This is a genomic window from Streptomyces albiflavescens (genome assembly GCF_014645835.1).
GTDB classification, from domain to species: domain Bacteria; phylum Actinomycetota; class Actinomycetes; order Streptomycetales; family Streptomycetaceae; genus Streptomyces; species Streptomyces albiflavescens.
Window position 1 is genome coordinate 17,620 of sequence record NZ_BMMM01000022.1, and the last position, 20,669, is coordinate 38,288.

Below are 20,669 nucleotides of genomic sequence, written 5' to 3' on the forward strand. Positions count from 1 at the left end.
TGACCGGTCCAGTGTCGGTCACTGTCGCCCTCGACTCGTGCAGGCCCGGTCGCGGCCTACGCCGACTCGCGCACCACGAGTTCCGGATCGAAGATCACCGAGGTGGGCTCGGTACGCGCGCCGCGGAGGTGCTCATCGAGGAGTCGGGCCATCACCGAGGCCATCTCCTCGACCGGCTGTCGCACGGTGGTCAGCGGCGGCCGGCAGGCCCTCGCGGCGCTGGAGTCGTCGAAGCCGATCACCGCGACGTCGTCCGGCACCCGTCTGCCGCGCTCCCGCAGCACCTGGCACGCCCCCTGGGCCATCAGGTCGTTGGCCGCGAACACCCCGTCCACCTCAGGGTGTTCGGCCAACAACCCGGACATCGCGGCCATGCCGCTGTCGAACGTGAAGCCGCCCTCGGCGACCGGTACGTAGGGATGTCCCCTGCGCGCCATCGTGTCGCGAAACCCGGCGAGCCGGTCCTGGCTGGCCGAGACGCCCAGTGGCCCCGTGACGGTGGCGATGCGCCTGCACCCCCGGTCCAGCAGATGCTCGGCGGCCATGCGGGCGCCGTCCCGGTGAGCCAGGTCGACATAGCTGAGCGGCACCGGCCGCGACGGCCGGGCGAAGAGCACCGCGGGCAGACCGGCGTCGGCGAGCAGCGCCGGCAGCGGATCATCGGCGTGGGTGGAGACGACGAGCGCGCCGTCCGCGCTGCCCTGCCGCAGATCGTTCAGCGCCTGCTGCCGCGTCTGCGCGGAATCGGCGAACATCAGCAGCGGATGCATCGACCGGGGACGCAAGTAGTCCACCACCCCGGTGACGACCCGGCCGAAGAACGGGTCCGCGAACACCTTCGTCGTGAAGGCGTTCCGCTCCTCGCCGGACACGTCGCCCGCGCCGGAGACGATCAGCGCGACCGTCTCGGTCCGCCGTGTCACCAGGGACCTGGCGGCACGGTTGGGAGCGTATCCGGTGCGTTCGACGGCTTGGCGCACCGCTTCTCGAATGGCGGGATCGACGGTGGGAATGCCGTTGATGACCCGGGACACGGTGGCACGCGACACGCCGGCCTCCCGTGCGACGTCCTCCAGCGTAGGGGCCCGTCCGTTCATGCCCGCAGCCTATCCGCGCGGCACTCCGACGTCATAGAGCGCTCTCCCATAGTGCGGCACCACACCGCACGAGGTCGCATGGAAGACCACCGCGCCACCGCTCGGGGCGAGTTGAGGGACCCCGCCCACGAGTCGCTCGCCGTGTTGTGAGCATCTCTTGAACACAATCACCCATGGCCCGGCGGGCCCTGGCATGCCCATTTATCCTTGAACTACCGCAAAATGTATGCCAGTTGATCCTCAACCGGCACCAATATGCGGCACTCCTGCGACAACTCTTGACGCTGTGTTCACGCGGATGAAGCATGCATCGGCAAGAGAGCGCTCCCCACACCTCCCACCGTTCACTTCCTGAACCAGGAGAGTCGCCCCCATGCCTCACATCCCCACGGATTCATCGGACTCCGGCCGGTCCCCGCTGGCCAGACGGTCCGTTCTCGGAGCGATGGCCGCCACCGCGGCCGCACCCGCGCTGCTCGGCCTGTCCGCACCGGCGTCCGCCGCGCCAGGGGTGCGCCCCCGAGCGCTGCCCGGCGGCGGCGATCTCGGCCCGAACGTCATCGTCTTCGACCCCTCGACGTCCGGCATCCAGGCCAAGCTGGACGAGGTGTTCAGACTCCAGGAGTCGGCCCAGTTCGGCACCGGCCGCTACGCCCTGCTGTTCAAGCCCGGCACCTACAGCGGGCTCAATGCTCAACTCGGCTTCTACACCTCGATCGCCGGCCTCGGCCTGTCCCCGGACGACACCACGATCAACGGCGATGTGACCGTCGACGCCGGCTGGTTCAACGGCAACGCCACCCAGAACTTCTGGCGTTCGGCGGAGAACCTCGCCCTCAGCCCGGTCAGCGGCACCAACCGGTGGGCGGTCGCACAGGCCGCCCCCTTCCGCCGGATGCACGTCAAGGGCGGCCTCAATCTCTCCCCCACCGGCTATGGCTGGGCCAGCGGCGGCTACATCGCCGACAGCCGCATCGAGGGCTCGGTCGGACCGTACTCGCAGCAGCAGTGGTACACCCGCGACAGTTCGGTGGGCGGCTGGGTCAACGCCGTCTGGAACATGGTCTTCTCGGGCGTCCAGGGCGCGCCCGCGCAGTCCTTCCCGAACCCGCCCTACACCACCCTCGACACGACTCCGGTGTCCCGGGAAAAGCCGTTCCTCTACCTCAGCGGCAGCAAGTACCGCGTCTTCCTGCCGGAGAGGCGAACCAACGCGCGGGGCACCACCTGGGGCAGCGGCACCCCGCGCGGCTCGTCGCTGCTGCTCACCCAGTTCTACGTGGCCAAGCCCGGCGTCGCCGCCGCCACCCTGAACGCCGCGCTCACGCAGGGCCTCCACCTGCTGCTGACGCCGGGCATCTACCACCTCGACCAACCGATCCAGGTCAACCGCGCCAACACCGTGGTGCTCGGACTCGGTTACGCCACCCTGATCCCGGACAACGGCGTCACCGCGCTCAAGACGGCCGACGTCGACGGCGTGCGGCTCGCGGGATTCCTCATCGACGCGGGGCCGGTGAATTCATCGACGCTGCTGGAAGTGGGCCCCACCGGGGCCTCGGCGAACCACTCCGCCAACCCGACCACCGTCCAGGACGTCTTCATCCGCATCGGCGGCGCGGGCGCCGGCAAGGCCACCACCAGCATGGTCATCAACAGCCGGCACACCATCATCGACCATACCTGGGTCTGGCGCGCCGACCACGGCACCGGCGTCGGCTGGGAGACCAACCGGGCCGACTACGGCATCCGGGTCAACGGCGACGACGTCCTGGCCACCGGTCTGTTCGTCGAGCACTTCAACAAGTACGACGTCCAGTGGTACGGCCAGCGAGGGCGCACCATCTTCTTCCAGAACGAGAAGGCGTACGACGCGCCCAACCAGGCCGCCATCCAGAACGGCGGCGTCAAGGGGTACGCGGCCTACAAGGTCGCCGACTCCGTGACCACGCACGAGGGATGGGGCCTGGGCAGCTACTGCTACTACAACGTCGATCCGACGATCGTCCAGCACAACGGATTCGCCGCGCCGAACACACCGGGCGTGAAGTTCCACGACCTGCTGGTCGTCTCGCTGGGCGGCCAGGGACAGTACGAGCATGTCATCAACGAGACAGGAGCACCGACTTCGGGCACCTCGACGGTCCCGTCCACCGTGGTCTCGTACCCCTGACCACCCCGCGCGGAGCCTGGCGTCAGCAGGACGTCAGGCTCCCGAGGTCCACCGCGTCGGCCATCGCCTGCATCCCCTTGTCGTTCGGGTGCAGGTGATCGCCGCCGTCGAAGAACGGCAGGATGAGCTGCGGGTCGTAGGGACTGCGCGTGATCTTGTCGAAGTCCGTCACGGCGTCGAGCGCACCGCTGTTCCTGATCCACTCGTTGACGCCCTGACGCACGGCCTCGGCGGCGGCGTCGTACTCGGACCAGCCCTTGAACGGCATGACAGTCGCGCCGACCACGCACTTGCCCGCCGCATGGGCCCGGTCGATGATCTCCTGGTAGCCGGCGATCATGTCGGCCACCGTGACGCCGCTGTGGGCCTTGATGTCGTTGATGCCTTCGAAGAGAAAGACCGTGCGGACCCCGGGCTGGGAGAGGACATCACGCTGCAGTCTGTTCAGCGCGGCCTGCCCGGCGCCGTCCGCGAGCACCTTGTTGCCGGAGATGCCCTCGTTCGCCACTCCCTTCACGGTGATGCCGGACGTGGTCTGGAGCCGCCGGGAGAGATAGTCGGGCCAGCGGCGGTTCTCGTCCGTGGTCGAGGCCCATCCGTCGGTGATGGAGTCGCCGAGGGTCACGACCGAGCCGATCGCCGCGGACGTCTCCACATCGACGGCGTCCAGCCAGTACCAGGAGCCCATCGGATCGGTCCAGTTGGCCGCGCCCTCCTCGGCGGCGTGGTTGCCGGACGTCGCGTAGTTGGTCTGCATCGCCATGCCGTGACCGGTCGTCGGTCCCTGGGCTCCGGTCACGTACAGGCTGATGACCAGGTTGGCCTGGGCGGCCAGCTTTCCGGGCAGCGGATCGCTGAGTACGGTTTCGCCGGCCGGGACGGTGACGGACGCGGCCCCACCGAACGACAGCTGCCGGTTGGAGCCGTGGACCAGCTCCGCCCCCTGCTTCTGCAGCCCGGCGTACGCGCTCGCGAAGGTCACCGGGTGGTCACCGAAGGCGTTGGACAGCCGGATGCGCATGTTCGTGCCGCCGACGCTGGTGCGCACGATCAGCCGATAGCTGCGGTCTGCAGGTCCGGCGCCCTGTCGGTCGGCACTGGCGCCCCAAGTGACCACGGAGTGCTTGCCCTTCGCGTCGGCCGGGGCCGTCGCCGCGCCCGTCGGGGCCTGCGACTGCGACTGCGCCTGCGCCGCGGAGGAAACGGTCAGCGGTCCGCAGACCGCCATGACCAGCGCGGAAACGACACCCATCGATTGGCGCCGGAATCGTGTGGCGTTCATGCGAGGCCCCGCAGAGTGACGGACTCACCGGGCTTGAGGCTGATCTTCCGCGAGGCGCCGTTGGCAACGACGGTCGTGCTGCTGCCGCCGACGCTCGTCAGCGTCGCCCGGGTGACCTTGCCGTTCTTCCAGCTGAGGTCGGCGACGAAGCCGCCGCGGACGCCCACGCCCGACACCGAGCCGGATGCCGCCCAGGCCGCGGGCACGGCCGGCAGCAACTCGATGTGCCCGGGCCGTGAGTAGACCAGCATCTCGACGATCGCGGCCGGGGTGCCGAAGTTCGCGTCGATCTGGAAGATGCCGCGGCCCGACTCCACCTCGTAGATGTCGAAGAGGTTCATCGCGCTGCCGTTGCTGCCGTTGACCGACGGCCTCAGGTTGTTGACGACCAGCTGGTAGGCCTTTTCCGCGTTCTTCAGCCGCGCCCAGCACAGGCTGCGCCAGGCGTTGGCCCAGCCGAAACTGTTCATCCCGCGCGCGGTGAGGAGGGCGGTCGCGCCGTCGAGGATGTCCTTCGGTGTGGAGTCGTCCGGACGGATCCGGTCGCCGGGGAAGAGCCCGATGAGCGGGGAGAGATGCCGGTGGGTCGTCTCGCCGAGGTTGTCGGGCGACATCCACTCCTCCAGCCAGCCGGTCTTGGGGCTGACCACGGGCAGGTACAACCGCCGGCGCAGACCGTCGACGGTCTTGCCGTAGGCGGTGTCCTTGGCGAGCACCGCGGTCGCGGTGCGGTAGTTGCCGAAGAGGTTCCACACCAGTTCCTGGGCGTACGTGATGCCCTTGGCGTCGAGCGGTCCCTGTTCGGGCGACCAGTCGCTGTCGGCGATCAGGACTTCGCGCGAGGCCCCGGACGCGTCGGTGACGGTCGTGGTGATGAGGCGGGCCTCCCAGAACTCGACGGCGCCCTTGAGGAGGGGGTAGATCTTCTTGAGGTAGGCGCCGTCCTGTGTGTACTCGTAGTGCTCGAACAGGCTTTGGCAGAGCCAGGCGTTGCCGGCCGGGTGCCACCACCAGCCGCCCCCGCCGTAGGGGTTGGTGGAGATGGCCACCGTCCAGCCGGCGATCTTGTCGCTGGAGTTGCGGTATCGGTTGGTGGAGTCGTTGAACAGCCGCTGAGTGACGTCGGTCCAGGAGGGCAGCTGCGCGAGGCAGTAGTCCGTGAAGGCGTCGAAGCAGTCGGACAGGCCCGCCCGGTCGGCCATCCAGTAGTTCATCTGGATGTTGATGTCGGTGTGGTAGTCGGCCATCCAGTCCGGGTCGTTGCCGTCCAGCCACGGGCCCTGGAGGCCCATCGGCAGGCTCCCCCGCGATCCGGAGATCATGAGATAGCGGCCGAACTGCAGGTAGGCGGCCTCGAGTTCCGGGTCGGGAACGTCGTCCCGATGGCGCGCCTGCACCCGCTCCCAGGTGTCCAGTTCGCGCTGTGCGACGGACGACGTACCGAGGTTGATGTCCAGCTGCCCGAACACGGCGCGGAAGTCCGCGACATGCGTGTGCAGCAGGGTGCTCGCCGAGTGCCCGGCCGCGGTCAGGACCTTGGTCCTGGCGAGGCGCTCCGGGACCACGGACGGGTCGCGGAACTTCGCGGCCGCGTCGGGCGCGTAGTTGGTGCCTCCGCTGACGACGACGGTGAGGTCCTTGCAACCGCTGAACGCGATCGACGTACCGTCGACGCGCACCCTGCCGGTGCTGCTGTACGCGGTGACGGCCGCACCGTACTTCAGGCCATTGGCGAAGGTGGCGCCGAACGACGCGTAGCGGCCCGCGCTGTTGGCGGTGGTGGACTCGCCATGGGTGCCGGCGAGAGAGACGGTCCCGGTGTAGGAGCCGCCGCCCTGCTGGGAGAAGTACACGACGATGGCGTCGTCGGGCCGGCTGGCGAAGATCTGTCGCCGGTAGGTGACGCCCGCGATGTCGTACGAGGTGCTGACCAGGCCCTGGGCCAGGTCGAGGGTGCGCCGGTAGTTGTTGACGTTGCCCAGGTCGTGGTCGGGAATGGCCACGGTGAGCTTGGCGAGCAGCGTCAGGGAGCCGAAGTCGTCGCGGCCGTAGGGGAATTGGCCGTCGCTCTGCAGCTTGTCGTTGGGACCGCCGGTCCACAGGGTGGCGTCGGTGATCACCAGGAGTTCGCTGGAGGGGTCGTTGCTCGCGAGGGCCCCGAGGCGCCCGTTTCCGACCGGCAGCCCCTGCTCGATCATGGAGTGGGAGGAGCCGGGTGCCTGCCACCACAGCTGGTTCTTCGCGGCGTCGGCCGGGGACAGCATGGGCGAGTCGGTGGGGCGCAGGGGGGCCGCCGAGGCGGTGAAGGCGGGCAGACCGCCGAGTGCGGTGGCCGCGCCGGCAGCGGCGGCAAGAGCGAGGAAGCCTCTGCGGCTGGGTGTGTTGTCGCGTGGTTCGGTGTGCTGGATGTCCACGGTGGTGCACTCCATATCCGGGAACGGCTCGTGCGGGGACGGCTCGTGCGGGGACGACGGCGGCGAACCGTCGGCGCGTGGCCGGTCCCCGCGGGGCCCGGGTCATGTCACCGGGCCCCGCGGGAGCAGGTCGGACGGACTGAACGAGGTCGGACGGACCGCGGAACTCAGACGGACTGCGGAACGACGATCCTGTCGATGTCGGGTGCGTATCCGTTGCCGCTGTCGAAGGTGATGGTGTTGGTGCCCGCCTTCAGTGCCAGCTGGACGCTGACGGTCTCGGCCGTGCTCCAGTCGCCCGTGGAGGGGAACTTCTCGCTGGTGCCGTTGCCGCTGTTGGAGAAGACGGTCACCGATCGGGGGTCGCCGCTGACGTAGGCGACCTTGACGGTGTAGATCCCGTCCTTCTTCACCGTGATGTCGTTGAACCGCAGCTTGCCGCCCAGGTAGAGGTTGCCGACCTTCTTGCCGCCGGAGCAGTCGTCGCATCCGGCGATGGAGGCGTTGCCCGACAGGGTGTTGGCCGGGTCCTCGGCCTCGTAGCTCGTGGTCGTCGGCGTACTGCCGTCGGACTTGATCGTGAACAGCCGCGAGCCGTGGGCCGGCAGCGCCTCGGTGATCTTGTTCTTGTAGGTACCGAGGTTCGCCTTGTTCCACAGGTCGCGCACGGAGGCGTTGCCGGTGAAACCGAAGGACGCCCAGTGAGCGGTCACGGAGGCGGGTGAGTCGCCGAGGTTGAACAGGGCGACGGTGTAGCTGCCGTCGGCGTTCTTGGTGCCCCAGACCTGCTGGTCGCCGACCGGGGTGACCGGGCGGGCGACGGGCGAGTCGTTCTGGTCGACGGCGATGACCTCCTTGTTGGTGAGCAGGGAGACGCCGTAGCTGTCGAGCCTGGTCAGGTCGTCACCGGTGAACAGCGGTGACTTGTTGATGGCCCACAAGGTCATGTAGCTCTGCCGCTCGGCCTTGGTCAGGCCGTCCATCTCGCCGTTGCCGACGTCGATGGCGTCGAGGTCGTTCCAGCCCCCCGGGCCTGCCTTGTTGCTCCACGCAGGGGCGTCGTCCCAACGGTCGTCGACCGAGTTCTCCCAGGTGACAAGGGTGTTGCAGTAGCACTCGACATCGGTGTCGATGCGCCAGCCGTTGGAGTACTTCTTCCAGTCGGCGGCGTGGCCGATGTCGAGCGACCAGGAGAGTTCGAGGTGGATCGGGCGCCCGGCCGAGGCGATGGCCTTCTGCCAGGCGGCGACGTCGGGGACGTTGTTGTAGTTGTCGCCGGACTTGAACGAGCCAGGGCCCACACCGTCCAGCTTGAGGAAGTCGTAGCCCCAGCCGGCGAACTGCTGTGCCTGCGAGTCGATGTACTTCTGCGCACAGGGGTTGTCGAAGTTCAGCTTGTAGGCGTTGTCCCAGCCGTTGGTGGTGCGCAGGTCCGAGTAGACGACGTCGGCGGTGGTGCACCCCGCGGCGTTCCAGATGGGCACCTTGCCGTCGCCGTACGCGCCCTTCTCCAGGCCGACGGGCAGATAGATGCCGGCCTTGAGGCCCTTGGAGTGGATGTGGTCGGCGACCGACTTCATGCCGTGGGGGAAGCGGACCGGGTCCGGCGTCTGCCGGCCGTACTGGTCGAATCCGGTCTTCCAGTTCTTGTCCATCCACCAGCCGGCGTCGATGTTGACGTGGTCGTAGCCGTATTTCTTCAGCTTGGCGGCGAGGGCGTCCGTCTGCTTCAGGACGTTCGCCTCGGTGAGGTAGCTGTAGTCGCCGTCCGGGTTGAGGCCGGGATACTTCGACGACTGCATGCTCCAACTCGACCAGCCCATGTACGGCTTGGCGGCGATCGGAGTGGTATCGGGGGGAGGGGCCGGGGCGTTGGTGTCGGCCTGGGCGGCCGGCACGGCCGTCGCGACACCCGCGGTGAGGGCGAGGACGAGCACGGCTCTTATGGAACGACGGCCGGAGCGCTGGGCGGCTCCGGGCATGGCGAAGTACGAGGATGACCGCATGGGTCGGACCTCCTGGGACGGTGTCAGCGGGGGCGGTGAAGACGCGGGGGCGGCTCGTGCTCCCGCGTTCCGGCGGCTCAGCCCTTGCCCGAGCCGATGGTGAGTCCGCTGATGAACTGGCGCTGGAGCGCGAAGTACACCAGCAGCGTGGGGATCGCGGTCATCAAGGCACCGGCCGCGATGAGGTTGGGATTGGTGAAGTACGCGCCCTGGAGGTTGGCCAGGGCGGAGGTGATGGGGCGCTTGTCGCCGCTCTCGATCAGCGCGAGCGGCCAGAAGAAGTCGTTGTAGATCCAGATCGATTCGAGCGTCGCGAGGGCGGCGAAGGCCGGGCGGCACAGCGGCAGGATGATCTGGAAGAACTGCCGCCAGACGGGGGCTCCGTCGACGAGTGCCGCCTCGGAGATTTCCTTGGGGATCGTCTTCATGTAGTTGCTGAGGACGAAGGTGCAGAACCCGGACTGGTAGGCGATGTGGATCGCGATGATGCCCCAGGCCGAGTTGTAGAGGAGGAGCGAGTCGCTCATCCACTGAGGCAGCGGGAGGAGGAGGTAGAGCCGGTACAGGGGGGTGATGAGGACCTGCGCCGGGAGCAGGTTGCCCGCGGTGAAGAGCATCAGCAGGACGATGTTCCAGCGGAAGTCGAAGCGGGAGACGAAGAAGGCGACGGCGGCCGAGAACAGCAGGGTGCCGAGGACTGAAGGGACGGTGATGAGAACGGAGTTCCAGAAGAAGTGCGGCATCCCGGACTGGTTCCAGGCGTCCGTGAAGTTGCCGAGGCTCAGGCTGCGCGGCCAGGACAGATAGCCGTGCTTGGCCGTGTCCGCGTAGGGGCGCAGCGAGGTGTACACCGCCCACAGGAGCGGGACGAGCCAGAGCAGGGCGATGCCGGCGAGCATCAGATGGCGGCCGGTCTGGCGCCGGGGTGCCGATGGTGTGTTCCGCGTCTGGGACTCACGCACCCGGGAGGCGGGCCGCGTCACCGTAGTGGTCACTGGTCCTCCTTGCGGAAGGTCTGGACGAGGAAGGTCCCGATGGCGGCCAGGGAGACCAGGAGCAGGACGACCGCGAGGGCGGAGCCGTAACCGATGTGACTGGACTCGCCGATGATGTTGTCGGTGATGAGGAGGGAGAGCAGCTCCATGCCGGGCTTGCTGCCGACGCCGCCACCGAGGACGTACACGATGTCGAAGGCCCGCAGGGACTCCATGACCGTGACGACGAGGATGATGATGTTGACCGGTTTCAGGGCCGGGAAGACCACGCGGAGGAAGGTTTGGCGGCCGTTGGCGCCGTCGAGCGCGGCGGCTTCCTTCAGCGCCGGGTCGAAGCCCTTCAGCCCTGCCAGGTAGAGGATCATGATGTAGCCGGTGTGCCGCCAGCCGGAGGCGACGAGGACCGCCCACAGGTTGAGGTCGGGGTTGCCGAGCCAGTCGATGTGGTGGCCCGAGCCGGCCGCGTTCAGGATGCCGTTGAGGAGCCCGGTGTCCGGGTTGTAGATGATCTCCCAGATGAAGCCGACAACGGCCAGGGAGAGGACCATCGGCAGGAAGATCGCGGTCTGGTAGATCCGCGTGAAGCGGATCCTCCGGTCGAGCTGGTAGGCGAGGAAGATGCCGAACGGCGTGGGCAGCAGGGCCGTGAACAGCAGCCAGATCACGTTGTGCCGCACCGCGGGCCAGAACGGCGGGTAGTTGGTGAAGATCTCCTTGTAGTTGTCCAGGCCGATCCAGTGGATGTCGGCCAGGTCGATGCCGTCCCAGGTGGTGAAGGACAGCCCCAGGGAGGCCAGTGCGGGCAGCCAGACGAAGAAGAGCAGGGCGGCGAGCGGGATGCCGATGATGACGGTGAGAAAGATCCGGTCGCCCGCGCCGAGACGGCGAGGACGAGTCCGGGGCGTGGCGGAGGACACGGTGGGTGCGACCTTTCCGGTCCTGGTCAGGCCGTGAAGAAACGCGAGCGCTGGGACTCGATCTTCTTCAGCGTGCCGGAGCCGTCGTCGGGGTGGCCGAGCCATTCGGTCAGGCCGGGCAGGACGACGGTGGAGATGAAGCCCGGGTCGCTGTCGCGGTCCGCGAACTGGCTGATGTGCTTCGCGGAGGCGATGAGTTCGGCGGACTTCTTCTGGAGTGCGTTGTACGAGTCCGTCTTCGCCTGCTCGTTGACGGCGAGGTTGCTCGGGTCGACGCCCATGTACAGCTCCTCGGCGTGGGCGCCGCCGAGGAATTCGAGGAGCTTCTTGGCGCCGTCCTCGTTCTTGGGCCTGCGGCTGAGCATGAAGCCGTCGGTCGGTGCCTCGACGGCGTCCTGTCCGTGGGTGCCGTCGATCTCGGGGAAGGGGAAGAAGTCGATGTCGGCGCGTATCGTCTCGTCGGTGATCTGCTGGCCGAGGAAGAGTCCGATGACGGCCATGCCGGACTTCTTGTCCAGCAGGGACTGGGCCGCGTCCTGCCAGGAGCGGCCGCCGGCGCTCGGCTGGTAGTAGGGGGTCAGCTCACGCCACAGGTCGAGGATCGCGACGGTGCGCTTGTCGGTCCATGAGACCTCGCCGCGCATCAGGGACATGTGGAAGTCGTAGCCGTTGGCGCGCAGGTCGAGGTAGTCGAAGGCGCCGAGGATGCTCCAGCTGTCGCCGCCGCCGTAGCCGGAGGCGATCGGGGCGAGGCCGTCCTTCTTCATCCGCTTGGCGAGCGCGATGAACTCGCTCCACTTCTGCGGGACTTGGTAGCCGCGCTCCTTGAAGAGGCTCTTGCGGTAGAAGACGGCCCACGGGTAGTTGTACAGCGGCACGAAGTAGTACTTGCCGTCCTCGCCGCGCGAGAGCTGCTTGGTGGCGTCGCTGAAGCCCGCGCCGATCTTGTCCCACACGTCGTCGAGGGGGCTGCACAGATTCTTCTTGGCGAAGTACTGCATGCGATAGCCCGCGAACCAGGTGAAGACGTCGTCCGGGGTGCCCTGCAGATAGGTGGAGATGCTCTTCTGGAAGGTGTCGTGGTCGACGGTGTTGGTCTTCACCTTCAGCCCGCTGTCCTTGGCGAACGCCCCGGTCACGGCGGCGTAGGCCTTCTTGGGGGTGGCGTCGGCGCCGTTGGATCCGAAGGTCACCGTCTTCGGGTCGGCGCCTGCCCCGCTGCCGCAGGCACTCAGGACGGGTGCCCCCAGCGCGGCCGCACCGAGTCCGAACAGCCCACCGACCACTGTGCGCCGACCCGGGCCACGCGCAGCCAGGGGATGGCGGCTCTGCTGCGTCATCGTTACTCCTCGTGCGTGCTAGTACGTGTCTGATCTGATGAAGGACTGGATCGCGGTGGCCGCGGCCCCGCGTGCCCACTCCTCGAAAGGAAGCGGGCGGGTCTGTACGTCGCACCGTGCGGCCGATCCGAAGGCGGCCGCGGCGAAGGCGTCACGGATCTGCTCGGCGAACAGGTCGTAGGCGGCCAGGCCCTCGCCCGAGATGATCACTCGCTCAGGGCCCAGTAGGTTGGCCACGGTCGCGATGCCGCGCCCGATCGCCTCCCCCGCCCGCGCGTACACCTCCCGCGCTCCGGGGTCGCCTTCGTGGGCCAGGTCCAGGGCCGCGGCGGCGTCGGCGACTTGGACGCCCGTCACCTCCCGGACCTTGCCGACGATCGCCGAGTCCGCGGCGATCGCCTCGACACAGCCGCGGTTGCCGCAGTGGCAGAGGGGACCGGCCGGGTCGATGGCGACGTGCCCGATCTCGCCGGCCACGCCGTGCGCCCCCGACACGACCTGCCCGTGCACCACCAGGCCACAGCCGATGCCCGCGCCGACGGTCACCACCGCGAAGTCGGACAGGCCCACTCCGGCGCCGAACCACTGCTCGGCGACGGTCAGCGCCCTGACGTCGTTGTCGACGGTGACCGGCAACCCGGTGGTCATCGCGGCCAGTTCGGCGAGCGGAACGTCGCGCCACTCCAGGAACGGCGAGTAGCGCACCACACCGGCCGCGCGGTCCACGTCGCCGGACACCGCGATGCCCAGTCCCTGGACCCGCACTCCGAAGCCGTCGGCCTCGGTCAGCAGCTCCTGGACGAGGGCGGCGGTCGAGGCCAGCACCGCTTTGGGGTCGTGGGTGGTGAGCGGGACGTGCCGGGCCACCCTGATGCGGCAGCACAAGTCCGTGAGCACGGCGATCAGTTCGTCGCCCGTCATCTTGACGCCGATGAACAGCGCCCTGCCTCCGTCGACCAGCACCGGGTTGGCGGGCCGCCCGAGGGACGGCTGCCGGGCGTCCTCGTCGACGTCCTCCAGGAGGTAACCGGCCTCGATCAGCGGTCGCACCGCCTTGGTGACCGCCGCCGCCGACAGGCGCGTCCGTGCGGCGATCTCCGAGCGGGTGAGCGGGCCGTGCGACAGCACGGTGGTGAAGATCTGGGAGGCGGCCGGCGTGTGAGCCGGGAACGCCTCGGTACGAGAGGTCGAGCGCATGGCCGGAACCTAAGTCCCTTATTTTCTGCTGTCAATGAAAGAAGCAGGATTGCCTTGAGAACCTCATCCGATGGGTACGCTGCCTGCAAATGGCAGATACACGCGAAGTGTTGACATGTGATCGAAGGTCGCGGTTGGCTTTCGAGCATCTCGTGGCACTAGCGGAACGTGAGGATCCCTGTCGATGATCTCCTTCGCCCCGGACACCGGGGTCTGGCTGCTGGCCACACCGCACACGTCGTATGCGCTGCGCGTCGACGAGACCGGCGCGCCCTGCCACCTCGCCTGGGGCCCACGCCTGACGCTCGCGGAGGCCGAGGAACTCGCCGTGCCCCGGCCCGCCTCGACCAGCAGCTTCGAGGGAAGATCCCCCGTCGGGGAGGAACTTCCCGTGGACGGCGGGACGCGCTACGGGCCGCCGTCACTGCAGGTCCGGTTCGCGGACGGATCCCGCGCCTTCGAGTGGCAGCCGACCGGCCATCGTGTCGACGAAGGCGAGCTGGAACTGGCGTTTCGCGACCGCCTCTACCCCCTGCACGTGGCGCTCCACTACCGGGTACGGGGCGACACGGACGTCATCGAGCGCTGGACCGTCGTACGCAACGCCGGAGAAGAGCCCGTCACCCTGCTGCGCGCCGACTCGGCCGCGTGGACCCTGCCCCCGCTACGGGACTACCGGCTCAGCCATGTCACCGGACAGTGGTCCGCCGAGAGCCAACTGCGGCGCGGCCGACTCCCGTACGGAGAGACCGTGTTGACGAGCCGCCGCGGGATCACCAGCCATCACGCGAACCCCTGGGTGATGCTGGACTCGGGTGAGGCGACGGAGGAGCACGGCCGGGTGTGGAGCGCTGCCCTCGCGTGGAGCGGGAGTTGGCGGATCACCGCGCAGCGCACCCCGGACGGGCGGGCGGGACTCACCGCAGGTGTGGGTCATGACGGTACGAACGTGCCGCTCTCGCCCGGCGAGGAGTTCACCTCTCCCCCGCTCATGGGCCTGTGCAGCGACGGCGGCTTCGGCGCGGCCAGTCGTGCCTGGCACTCCTACACGCTGGGCCATGTCCTGCCGCACCCGGACGAGCTCGCGCCGGTGCTCTACAACTCCTGGGAGGCCACGGGCTTCGACGTCGACGAGGTCGGCCAGAAGGCACTCGCCGAACGCGCGGCGGAGCTGGGGGTCGAGCTGTACGTCGTCGACGACGGCTGGTTCGGGGCGCGCCGCAGCGACCGGGCGGGACTCGGCGACTGGACGCCCGCCCCCGACCGCTTCCCCGAGGGGCTCGCGCCGCTGGTCGAGACGGTGCACCGGCTCGGGATGAGCTTCGGCCTGTGGGTGGAGCCCGAGATGGTGAACCCGGACAGCGAGCTCTACCGCCGACACCCGGACTGGGTCCTGCACTTCACCGACCGCCCCCGCTCCGAGCTGCGCAACCAGCTCGTCCTCAACTTCGCCCGCCGCGACGTCGCCGACTGGGCCTACGACTGGCTGACCCGGCTGGTCGGCGACCACGGCATCGACTTCCTCAAGTGGGACATGAACCGGGCGTTCAGCGAGGCCGGGTGGCCGGACCGGCAGGACGGCGCCGACCGCCTCGGACCGCAGTACGTGCGCAATCTGTACGACGTCGTCGACCGTCTCCGCGCCGACCACCCGGCGCTGCGGATCGAGTCGTGCAGTGGCGGGGGCGGCCGGGTCGACCTGGGCATCCTGTCCCGTACGGACCAGGCGTGGGCGTCGGACAACACCGATGCCGCCGACCGTATGTGGATCCAGCACGGCTACGGCCAGGTCTATCCCGCGCGCACCATGGGCTCGTGGGTCACGGACGTACCCAACCAGCTCACCGGCCGCACGGTCCCGCTGCGCTTCCGCTTCCATGTCGCGATGGCCGGGGCGCTCGGCATCGGGGGAGATCTCACACGCTGGTCCGAGGAGGAACTGCGGGAGGGAGCCGCCCTGGTGGCCCAGTACAAGAAGGTGCGCCCTCTCGTGCAGCACGGCAGGCTGGACCGCCTGTCACCGCCCTGCGACGACGCCGTCTCCGTGGTGCAGTACACGGCCGCGGACGCCTCGGAGACCCTGCTGCTCGCCCACCGGCGCCTCACCCGCCACGGCGCCCCGGACCTCCCGATCCGCCTGCGCGGCCTGACTCCCTCGGCCCGCTACCGCGAGGCCCGTACCGGCGCCGTGCACCACGCCGGCGTGCTCGGCGAGTACGGCTTCCACCTCGACCTGCCGCCGGGCGACTGGTCGAGCACGGCGGTACACCTGGTGCGTGAATCCGAGTGAACTGCTGTCGCATGACGGCGTACGAGCGTGTTCCGGCGCGTATGAGTGAGTGTCCGGCTGCGGCCGGCGTGTCCCCGGTGAGGAACAGAGGGTGCACAGCACGGCCGGCACCCAGGCCACCACGCGGATGGCCGGCACAGGTCTGCCGGCGCCGCCTGCCTTTCCAGGGGCCGCGCCCATGGCCTCATGCTCCGCCGAACGCAGTGGGGCCCCGACCCGGGGCGCGGGCGCGCGGCTGAGTCACGGGCGCGACGGTCGACGAGGGCGTCAGTAGCGCTGAGCCTTGGTCAGCCGGGGGGTCAGTACGGGTTCGGCGGGCTGCCTGCTGATGGCGATGGGCTGGGCCCGCTCCCCCGGGCCGAGGTTCTCCGCTCCGACGAACCTGGTCTCCACGACCTTGCCGTCGGGATTCTTGAAGTCGATCTGGACGGCGTACGACGCCTTGTGATCGGTCTTGTTGGTGATGTTGACGACCACGGCGAGCAGCCCGCCGGTCTCGGCCCTGGGCAGGCCGGTCATGGCGACGTCGGACAGCGCGTTGCCGCTGCCCTTCACGTCCTTCAGCTCCTTCTCCGCGGCCGCGGAGGAGCGCGCCGCTTCGGCCGAGACCGACGCCTCGAACGACGATGCCGCGGCGGAGGCGGAAGAGGCCGCCGCCGACGCCGAGGCGCGTGCGGAGCCGATGATCGAGGAGGCGGCCGAGGCCAGGGCGGACGGCGCCGTGCCGGTGAAGTTGGACGTGTTCGGCGCGGTCGGGCGCGGGCTCACGGACGAGGCGCCGCTGTCGTTGTCCGTGCTGCACGAGACCAGCACGGACCCGCACGCGACCACGGCCAGGAGAACGACGATCCGGCGTGGTCGGCTCGATCGGTCTCGGCCGTCGGAAATGCGTGTACTCATGAGGGCTCGTCCTCTTCCTGGCGTACGGGACTCCCCTCATGCTCCGCGCCGGTCCCGGGGCGCGCGAACGGCGCGGAGCATCTGAGTGACTCAGCGTGCGGCCGGGCCGCCCTCCCTGTCGAGGCAGGCCTCCGCGATCGCCAGGGCAGCCGCCATGATGCTCAACTGCGGGTTGACCTCGGGGCAGCTCGGCAGCACCGAGCCGTCCGCGACCAGGACTCCGCGGACGCCGCGCAGCCTGCCCTCCGGGTCGGTCGGTGCCCGCTGTGCGTCGGCGCCCGCGGCCGCCGTGCCGGTCGGGTGGAAGGCCGAGAGGTGCAGGTTCCGCGCGTTCACCGAGGTGAGCAGTGCATCGAGTTCGGCGAGCGAGCGGGCCCGCGGGGCGGACGGGACTCCGGTGAGGACCTCCTCGGCGCCCGCCGCGAAGAGCAGCCTGCCCATGGCCCGTACGGCCGCCATCAGGCGATGGCCGTCACCGGGGTCCAGGTCGTAGCGGACGAGGGTGCGCTCCCGGCCCTGGACCCGGCCGGAGGGCCGGTCGGCGATCATGGCGCCGAGGGTCGCGAGGTGGTCCGTGCCCTCCAGCTCGCGCCGCAGCTCCCGGCCCAGACCGGGGAGGACGAAGCTTCCCATGCCGGGCGGGCTCGCGGTCGCCTCGATGAGGACGCCGCGGGTGTGCAGTTCCTCCACGCCGACACTCTGCAGCACGCCCTGCCAGGCGGTGACCGGTTCGGCGAAGCGTCCCGCGACGCTCGTGGCCGGGTGCACACTGAGGTTGCGGCCCAGGCGTGGATGTCCGCCGAGGCCCGAGCGGCGCAGCAGGGGCGGTGTCTGCAGCGCTCCGGCCGCCGTCACGACGAGCGGGGCGAGAATTTCCAGTTCGCTGCCGTCCGGTCGGCGAGCCTGTACTCCGGCGGCGCGCGGCGCCCCCGGTACGTCGTGGTCCAGCAGAATGCGGCGGACCCGCGCACCCGTGACGATCCGGGCTCCCACGGCGCACGCGTCCGGCAGGACGGACAGCTGCACGCTCTGCTTGGCGCCGGTGGGACAGCCGACCACGCACTGGCACGAGCCCTTGCAGCCGGGCGCGTTGCGGCGCAGTGGTCCGGCCCGCCAGCCGAGCCGGTCGGCGCCCGCAAGGGCGAGCCGCCCGTTGTTGCCCAGCACGTCGAGCGGCTGGGTGGCCACGCGCAGGGTGCGCTCGATCTCGTCGAGCCGGGGGCCGAGGGCCTCGGCGATCCCGAACCCGTAGTCCTTGCTCCATCGGGCCAGCACATGGTCCGGAGTCCGGTAGCAGGTGCCGGAGTTGACCACGGTGGTGCCGCCGACGGCGCGGCCGACCGGCAGCAGGAGCGGCGGGTTGCCGACGGCCACCGTGGCGCCGCCGTCCCGGTACAGCTCGGTGAATCTGTCGAGCGGCGCCCGGCGGCCGAAGGACGCCGTCGAGTGGTGTTCGCCCTCCTCCAGGAGGACCACGCTCAGTCCGGCGAGCGCGAAGGTCCGGGCGGCCACGGCACCGCCGGCGCCGGATCCGACGACCACCACGTCGGCGGTGGAGCGTGTCGGCCACTCCTGGGCGGGAGTGCAGTCGAGCGGCGGATCCTCGGGCGCCCTCGCGGAAACGGGCGCGGACGGCATCCTCTCGGTGCCCGCCGCGAGCATCACGGGCACCTTGAGGATGTCGAGCAGCGGGACGAGCCGGGGCCGTGCGGCCAGCGAGCCGAGAACGCTCTCGCGTTCGTCGGGGTCGAGTGCCGCCAGGCGTCTGCCGGTGCGCAGGACGGCGTACGTGTCCAGGGCCGCGACGGCGGTGTGCACCCCGGCCCGGGCGGGCCGGGGCAGCGCGGCGAGCACCGTGTCGAGCCGGTGCGGCACACGGGACGGCCAGTCCTCGTCGCCGGCGTCGGCGAGCAGCGCCGCGACGAAGCCGTCGGCGGTCACCGTTCGCCCGCCTCGGCGTGCGCGGTGCCGTCCAGGAGCCAGGTGGCCTCCGGGCGCCACCGGCCCCACCAGCGTTCCAGCACGATGCGGGCGTCGGCGGACTCGCTGTTGCGGCACACGGCGCGGGCTCCGTCCGGGTCTCGGTACTCCAGGGTGAGGGTTCGCTCGGCCGGCTGGTCGACCTCGACGCGGATGCGGCGGAATGCCGTCCGGCCGGTCACTGTCCACTTGGGCAGACCGAACACGGCCCGGAACCGTCCCATGCCCAGCCAGCCGAGGGCCGTCCGCTCCGCCCGGCGCGGCCAGGTCCTGCCGCGGCGGCGCAGGCGCAGGAAGACCAGTGGAGGAAGCCGCCGCAGGCCCGGCCGGGTGGACACGGCGGCCACGATCTCAAGGACGTCGCCACCGCCCAGCTCCGCATGCAGCCAGGTCCACCGGTGTGCATTGCCGTGCCCGTAGATGCGGGCCGAGGCGCCGGGCGCGCCGCGCAGGGTCAAGGCCTGTTCACCGTAGGAGAATTCGCCCTCGTAGGTGGCCCGCGCGGCCGGGAGCATCTGGGCTGCGGGCAGCAGCGGCCGACGCCAGGACCAGCGCGGGAAGGTGAACAGCGGTTCCCCTTGGGGGTGTTCGGTGAGCTTCCAGTGGAAGTCACCGGCGTTCCCTGTCAGTTCCCCTGGGACGACCGTGACGTTGTCTCCCGCGAAGCCGTCCGCGGGCCGGGTCCAGGGGACCGGCCCGAAGCGGGCGTGCCGCACCGCGCCCTCGCGAGGGAACGCGGCCACCCATCCGTGCGCGAACGGCTCGGATCCGTCGGCGGGTGCGGTCACTTCGTGGTGCAGCCAGACGCCGGTGCCACTCGCCGGATCGGTCAGTGTGGTGTACCAGACCTCGGTGCGGCCCGGTTCGCCGTTCCAACGCGGTGGGAAGTGCTCCGCGCTGCTCTCACGGCGCGGGAAGCGGAAGCTGAGGAGGAACGGCGCGAGGCCGGTCGCCAGCGGGAAGCGGAGCACTCCTTCGCCGACCCGTGCGTCGCCCTCGTACAGCGTGAACGGCAGGACGGTCATCGACTCGACCGGCCGGCGCGCGGTCACGGACTTCCAGCCGTCCAGGGTGAGGCGGCGGCCGTCGGCGGTGAACGCGAGTTGATAGCGGATGCGGCGTCGTGCGAGTGGTGACACCTCCAACTCGCCCTCGGCGCGGGGGTCGTCGGCGAATCCGGCGATCCGTACTCGGCCGGTCAGGCGTGCCGGTGTGGTGCGGTGCGGGCGCAGTATGCCGTCGGCTTCGGCGTGCAGGTCGAGGCGTATGCGGCGCTCCCGTGTCTTGGCGTCGAGCCGGATCGTGCCGAGCATCGTCTCCGTGAACGCCGTGCCCCTCATGCGAGACCCTCCAGCATGATGCGCTCGGTGGCCCGCAGGTAGGCATCGGCCGCCGCGTGCGCCTGCCGGGCGTCCTGGGCCGTCACCGCCGCCACCACCGGCGCCAGCCGTTCGTAGGCCGCCGACGGATCGGTGAAGGGCCCCTTGAGCAGAGAGCGGACGGGCAGGTAGGCATTGAAGAGCGTGTTCGTCAGCAGGAGGTAGACGCGGTTGCCGGTGGCCCGGGCGAGCGCGCGGTGCACCTCGACGTCGGCCAGCTGCACCGCGTCGGCGCCGTCGGCCTCCCGCACTGCCTCCAGCAGCACATGGAGTTGCGCGCACTGCTTGCGGGTGGCCCTGGACGCGGCTCGCTCGGCGATCAACGCGCCGACGCCGCGCCGCACTTCGAAGATCTCGTGGACCCATTTCGCGTCGTGCCGCACGAGCATGGGCAGCAGGTCCGCCCCGCCCAGGCGCGCGTAGTCGCGCACCCTGGTCCCGACTCCGTGCCGGGTTTCGAGCAGGCCCGCCTGGACGAGTCGGCCGAAGGCGTGCTTGAGCGTCGTGCGGGTGACTCCGTAGCCGTCGGCGAGTTGGCGCTCGGGGGGCAGATAACTCCCCGCTGGATGACGGCCGTCGAGTATGTCCGTGCGCAGCCGGTCCTCCAGGACGTCCACGATGGTCTCGCGGGGCAGTGCCTCCACGGTTCTCCCCTCCGAGCAGGTGGATGAGTGGCTGATCCACTGAATCAGTGGAGGC

Annotated in this window: 14 protein-coding genes; 2 read left to right on the top strand and 12 right to left on the bottom strand. The window is 69.8% G+C overall.

Going from position 1 to position 20,669, the window contains the following annotated elements; translation table 11 throughout:
- Window positions 1–56: 56 nt before the first annotated feature.
- Entirely contained in the window at window positions 57–1,097 is a 1,041-nt protein-coding gene (locus IEY95_RS40855; protein WP_189191314.1) for a LacI family DNA-binding transcriptional regulator, read from the bottom strand.
- Between the two features lie 373 nt (window positions 1,098–1,470).
- Between IEY95_RS40855 and IEY95_RS40860 the strand changes: the two genes are divergently transcribed.
- The gene (locus IEY95_RS40860; protein ID WP_189191315.1) at window positions 1,471–3,270 is read left to right on the top strand and encodes a pectate lyase-like domain-containing protein; all 1,800 of its coding nucleotides are present in this window, start codon (window positions 1,471–1,473) and stop codon (window positions 3,268–3,270) included.
- Between the two features lie 22 nt (window positions 3,271–3,292).
- Here IEY95_RS40860 and IEY95_RS40865 read toward each other — a convergent pair whose 3' ends face one another.
- The 7 genes from IEY95_RS40865 to IEY95_RS40895 form a co-directional block, all read right to left on the bottom strand.
- Window positions 3,293–4,552: an SGNH/GDSL hydrolase family protein gene (locus tag IEY95_RS40865; RefSeq protein ID WP_189191316.1), complete on the bottom strand. Its 1,260-nt coding sequence runs from the start codon at window positions 4,550–4,552 to the stop codon at window positions 3,293–3,295.
- Window positions 4,549–6,966, bottom strand: a complete 2,418-nt coding sequence (locus IEY95_RS40870) for a glycosyl hydrolase family 95 catalytic domain-containing protein (RefSeq protein ID WP_229703701.1) — start codon at window positions 6,964–6,966, stop codon at window positions 4,549–4,551. The genes IEY95_RS40865 and IEY95_RS40870 overlap by 4 nt, the downstream gene beginning before the upstream one ends.
- Before the next feature lie 167 nt (window positions 6,967–7,133).
- Complete coding sequence (locus IEY95_RS40875) at window positions 7,134–8,972, bottom strand: alpha-galactosidase D (RefSeq protein ID WP_189191318.1); 1,839 nt, start codon at window positions 8,970–8,972, stop codon at window positions 7,134–7,136.
- A 77-nt stretch (window positions 8,973–9,049) separates the two neighbouring features.
- Window positions 9,050–9,967, bottom strand: a complete 918-nt coding sequence (locus IEY95_RS40880) for a carbohydrate ABC transporter permease (RefSeq protein ID WP_373294648.1) — start codon at window positions 9,965–9,967, stop codon at window positions 9,050–9,052.
- Window positions 9,964–10,884 (bottom strand): carbohydrate ABC transporter permease, encoded by a 921-nt coding sequence (locus IEY95_RS40885; RefSeq protein WP_229703702.1) that lies wholly within the window; start codon window positions 10,882–10,884, stop codon window positions 9,964–9,966. Before IEY95_RS40885 ends, IEY95_RS40880 begins: the two co-directional genes overlap by 4 nt.
- Before the next feature lie 26 nt (window positions 10,885–10,910).
- Window positions 10,911–12,224, bottom strand: a complete 1,314-nt coding sequence (locus IEY95_RS40890) for an ABC transporter substrate-binding protein (protein ID WP_189191319.1) — start codon at window positions 12,222–12,224, stop codon at window positions 10,911–10,913.
- Window positions 12,225–12,242: 18 nt separating this feature from the next.
- Window positions 12,243–13,421 carry an ROK family transcriptional regulator gene (locus IEY95_RS40895; RefSeq protein WP_189191320.1) on the bottom strand — a complete coding sequence of 393 codons (1,179 nt, stop codon included), beginning with the start codon at window positions 13,419–13,421 and terminating at the stop codon, window positions 12,243–12,245.
- 184 nt (window positions 13,422–13,605) lie between these two features.
- Here IEY95_RS40895 and IEY95_RS40900 point away from each other — a divergent pair, with 184 nt between their 5' ends.
- Window positions 13,606–15,711 (top strand): alpha-galactosidase, encoded by a 2,106-nt coding sequence (locus IEY95_RS40900; RefSeq protein WP_373294649.1) that lies wholly within the window; start codon window positions 13,606–13,608, stop codon window positions 15,709–15,711.
- Window positions 15,712–15,978: 267 nt separating this feature from the next.
- On the opposite strand, the gene IEY95_RS40905 is transcribed toward IEY95_RS40900, so the two are convergent.
- From IEY95_RS40905 to IEY95_RS40920, 4 genes are all read right to left on the bottom strand, one after another.
- Window positions 15,979–16,611, bottom strand: coding sequence for a hypothetical protein (locus tag IEY95_RS40905; RefSeq protein ID WP_189191321.1), 633 nt, complete (start codon window positions 16,609–16,611; stop codon window positions 15,979–15,981).
- A gap of 90 nt (window positions 16,612–16,701) precedes the next feature.
- A complete protein-coding gene (locus IEY95_RS40910; protein WP_189191322.1) occupies window positions 16,702–18,552 on the bottom strand; it encodes a GMC family oxidoreductase in 1,851 nt (616 codons plus the stop codon).
- The gene (locus IEY95_RS40915) at window positions 18,549–19,931 is read right to left on the bottom strand and encodes a tocopherol cyclase family protein (protein WP_189191323.1); all 1,383 of its coding nucleotides are present in this window, start codon (window positions 19,929–19,931) and stop codon (window positions 18,549–18,551) included. Before IEY95_RS40915 ends, IEY95_RS40910 begins: the two co-directional genes overlap by 4 nt.
- A complete protein-coding gene (locus IEY95_RS40920; RefSeq protein WP_189191324.1) occupies window positions 19,928–20,614 on the bottom strand; it encodes a FadR/GntR family transcriptional regulator in 687 nt (228 codons plus the stop codon). Before IEY95_RS40920 ends, IEY95_RS40915 begins: the two co-directional genes overlap by 4 nt.
- Window positions 20,615–20,669: the final 55 nt, after the last annotated feature.

Bases quoted from the DNA above. Each gene is read 5' to 3' on its own strand.
- IEY95_RS40890 (WP_189191319.1), bottom strand. From the start codon at position 12,224: ATGACGCAGCAGAGCCGCCATCCCCTGGCTGCGCGTGGCCCGGGTCGG.
- IEY95_RS40915 (WP_189191323.1), bottom strand. From the start codon at position 19,931: ATGAGGGGCACGGCGTTCACGGAGACGATGCTCGGCACGATCCGGCTC.
- IEY95_RS40900 (WP_373294649.1), top strand. From the start codon at position 13,606: ATGATCTCCTTCGCCCCGGACACCGGGGTCTGGCTGCTGGCCACACCG.
- IEY95_RS40865 (WP_189191316.1), bottom strand. From the start codon at position 4,552: ATGAACGCCACACGATTCCGGCGCCAATCGATGGGTGTCGTTTCCGCG.
- IEY95_RS40905 (WP_189191321.1), bottom strand. From the start codon at position 16,611: ATGAGTACACGCATTTCCGACGGCCGAGACCGATCGAGCCGACCACGC.
- IEY95_RS40875 (WP_189191318.1), bottom strand. From the start codon at position 8,972: ATGCGGTCATCCTCGTACTTCGCCATGCCCGGAGCCGCCCAGCGCTCC.
- IEY95_RS40860 (WP_189191315.1), top strand. From the start codon at position 1,471: ATGCCTCACATCCCCACGGATTCATCGGACTCCGGCCGGTCCCCGCTG.
- IEY95_RS40855 (WP_189191314.1), bottom strand. From the start codon at position 1,097: ATGAACGGACGGGCCCCTACGCTGGAGGACGTCGCACGGGAGGCCGGC.
- IEY95_RS40895 (WP_189191320.1), bottom strand. From the start codon at position 13,421: ATGCGCTCGACCTCTCGTACCGAGGCGTTCCCGGCTCACACGCCGGCC.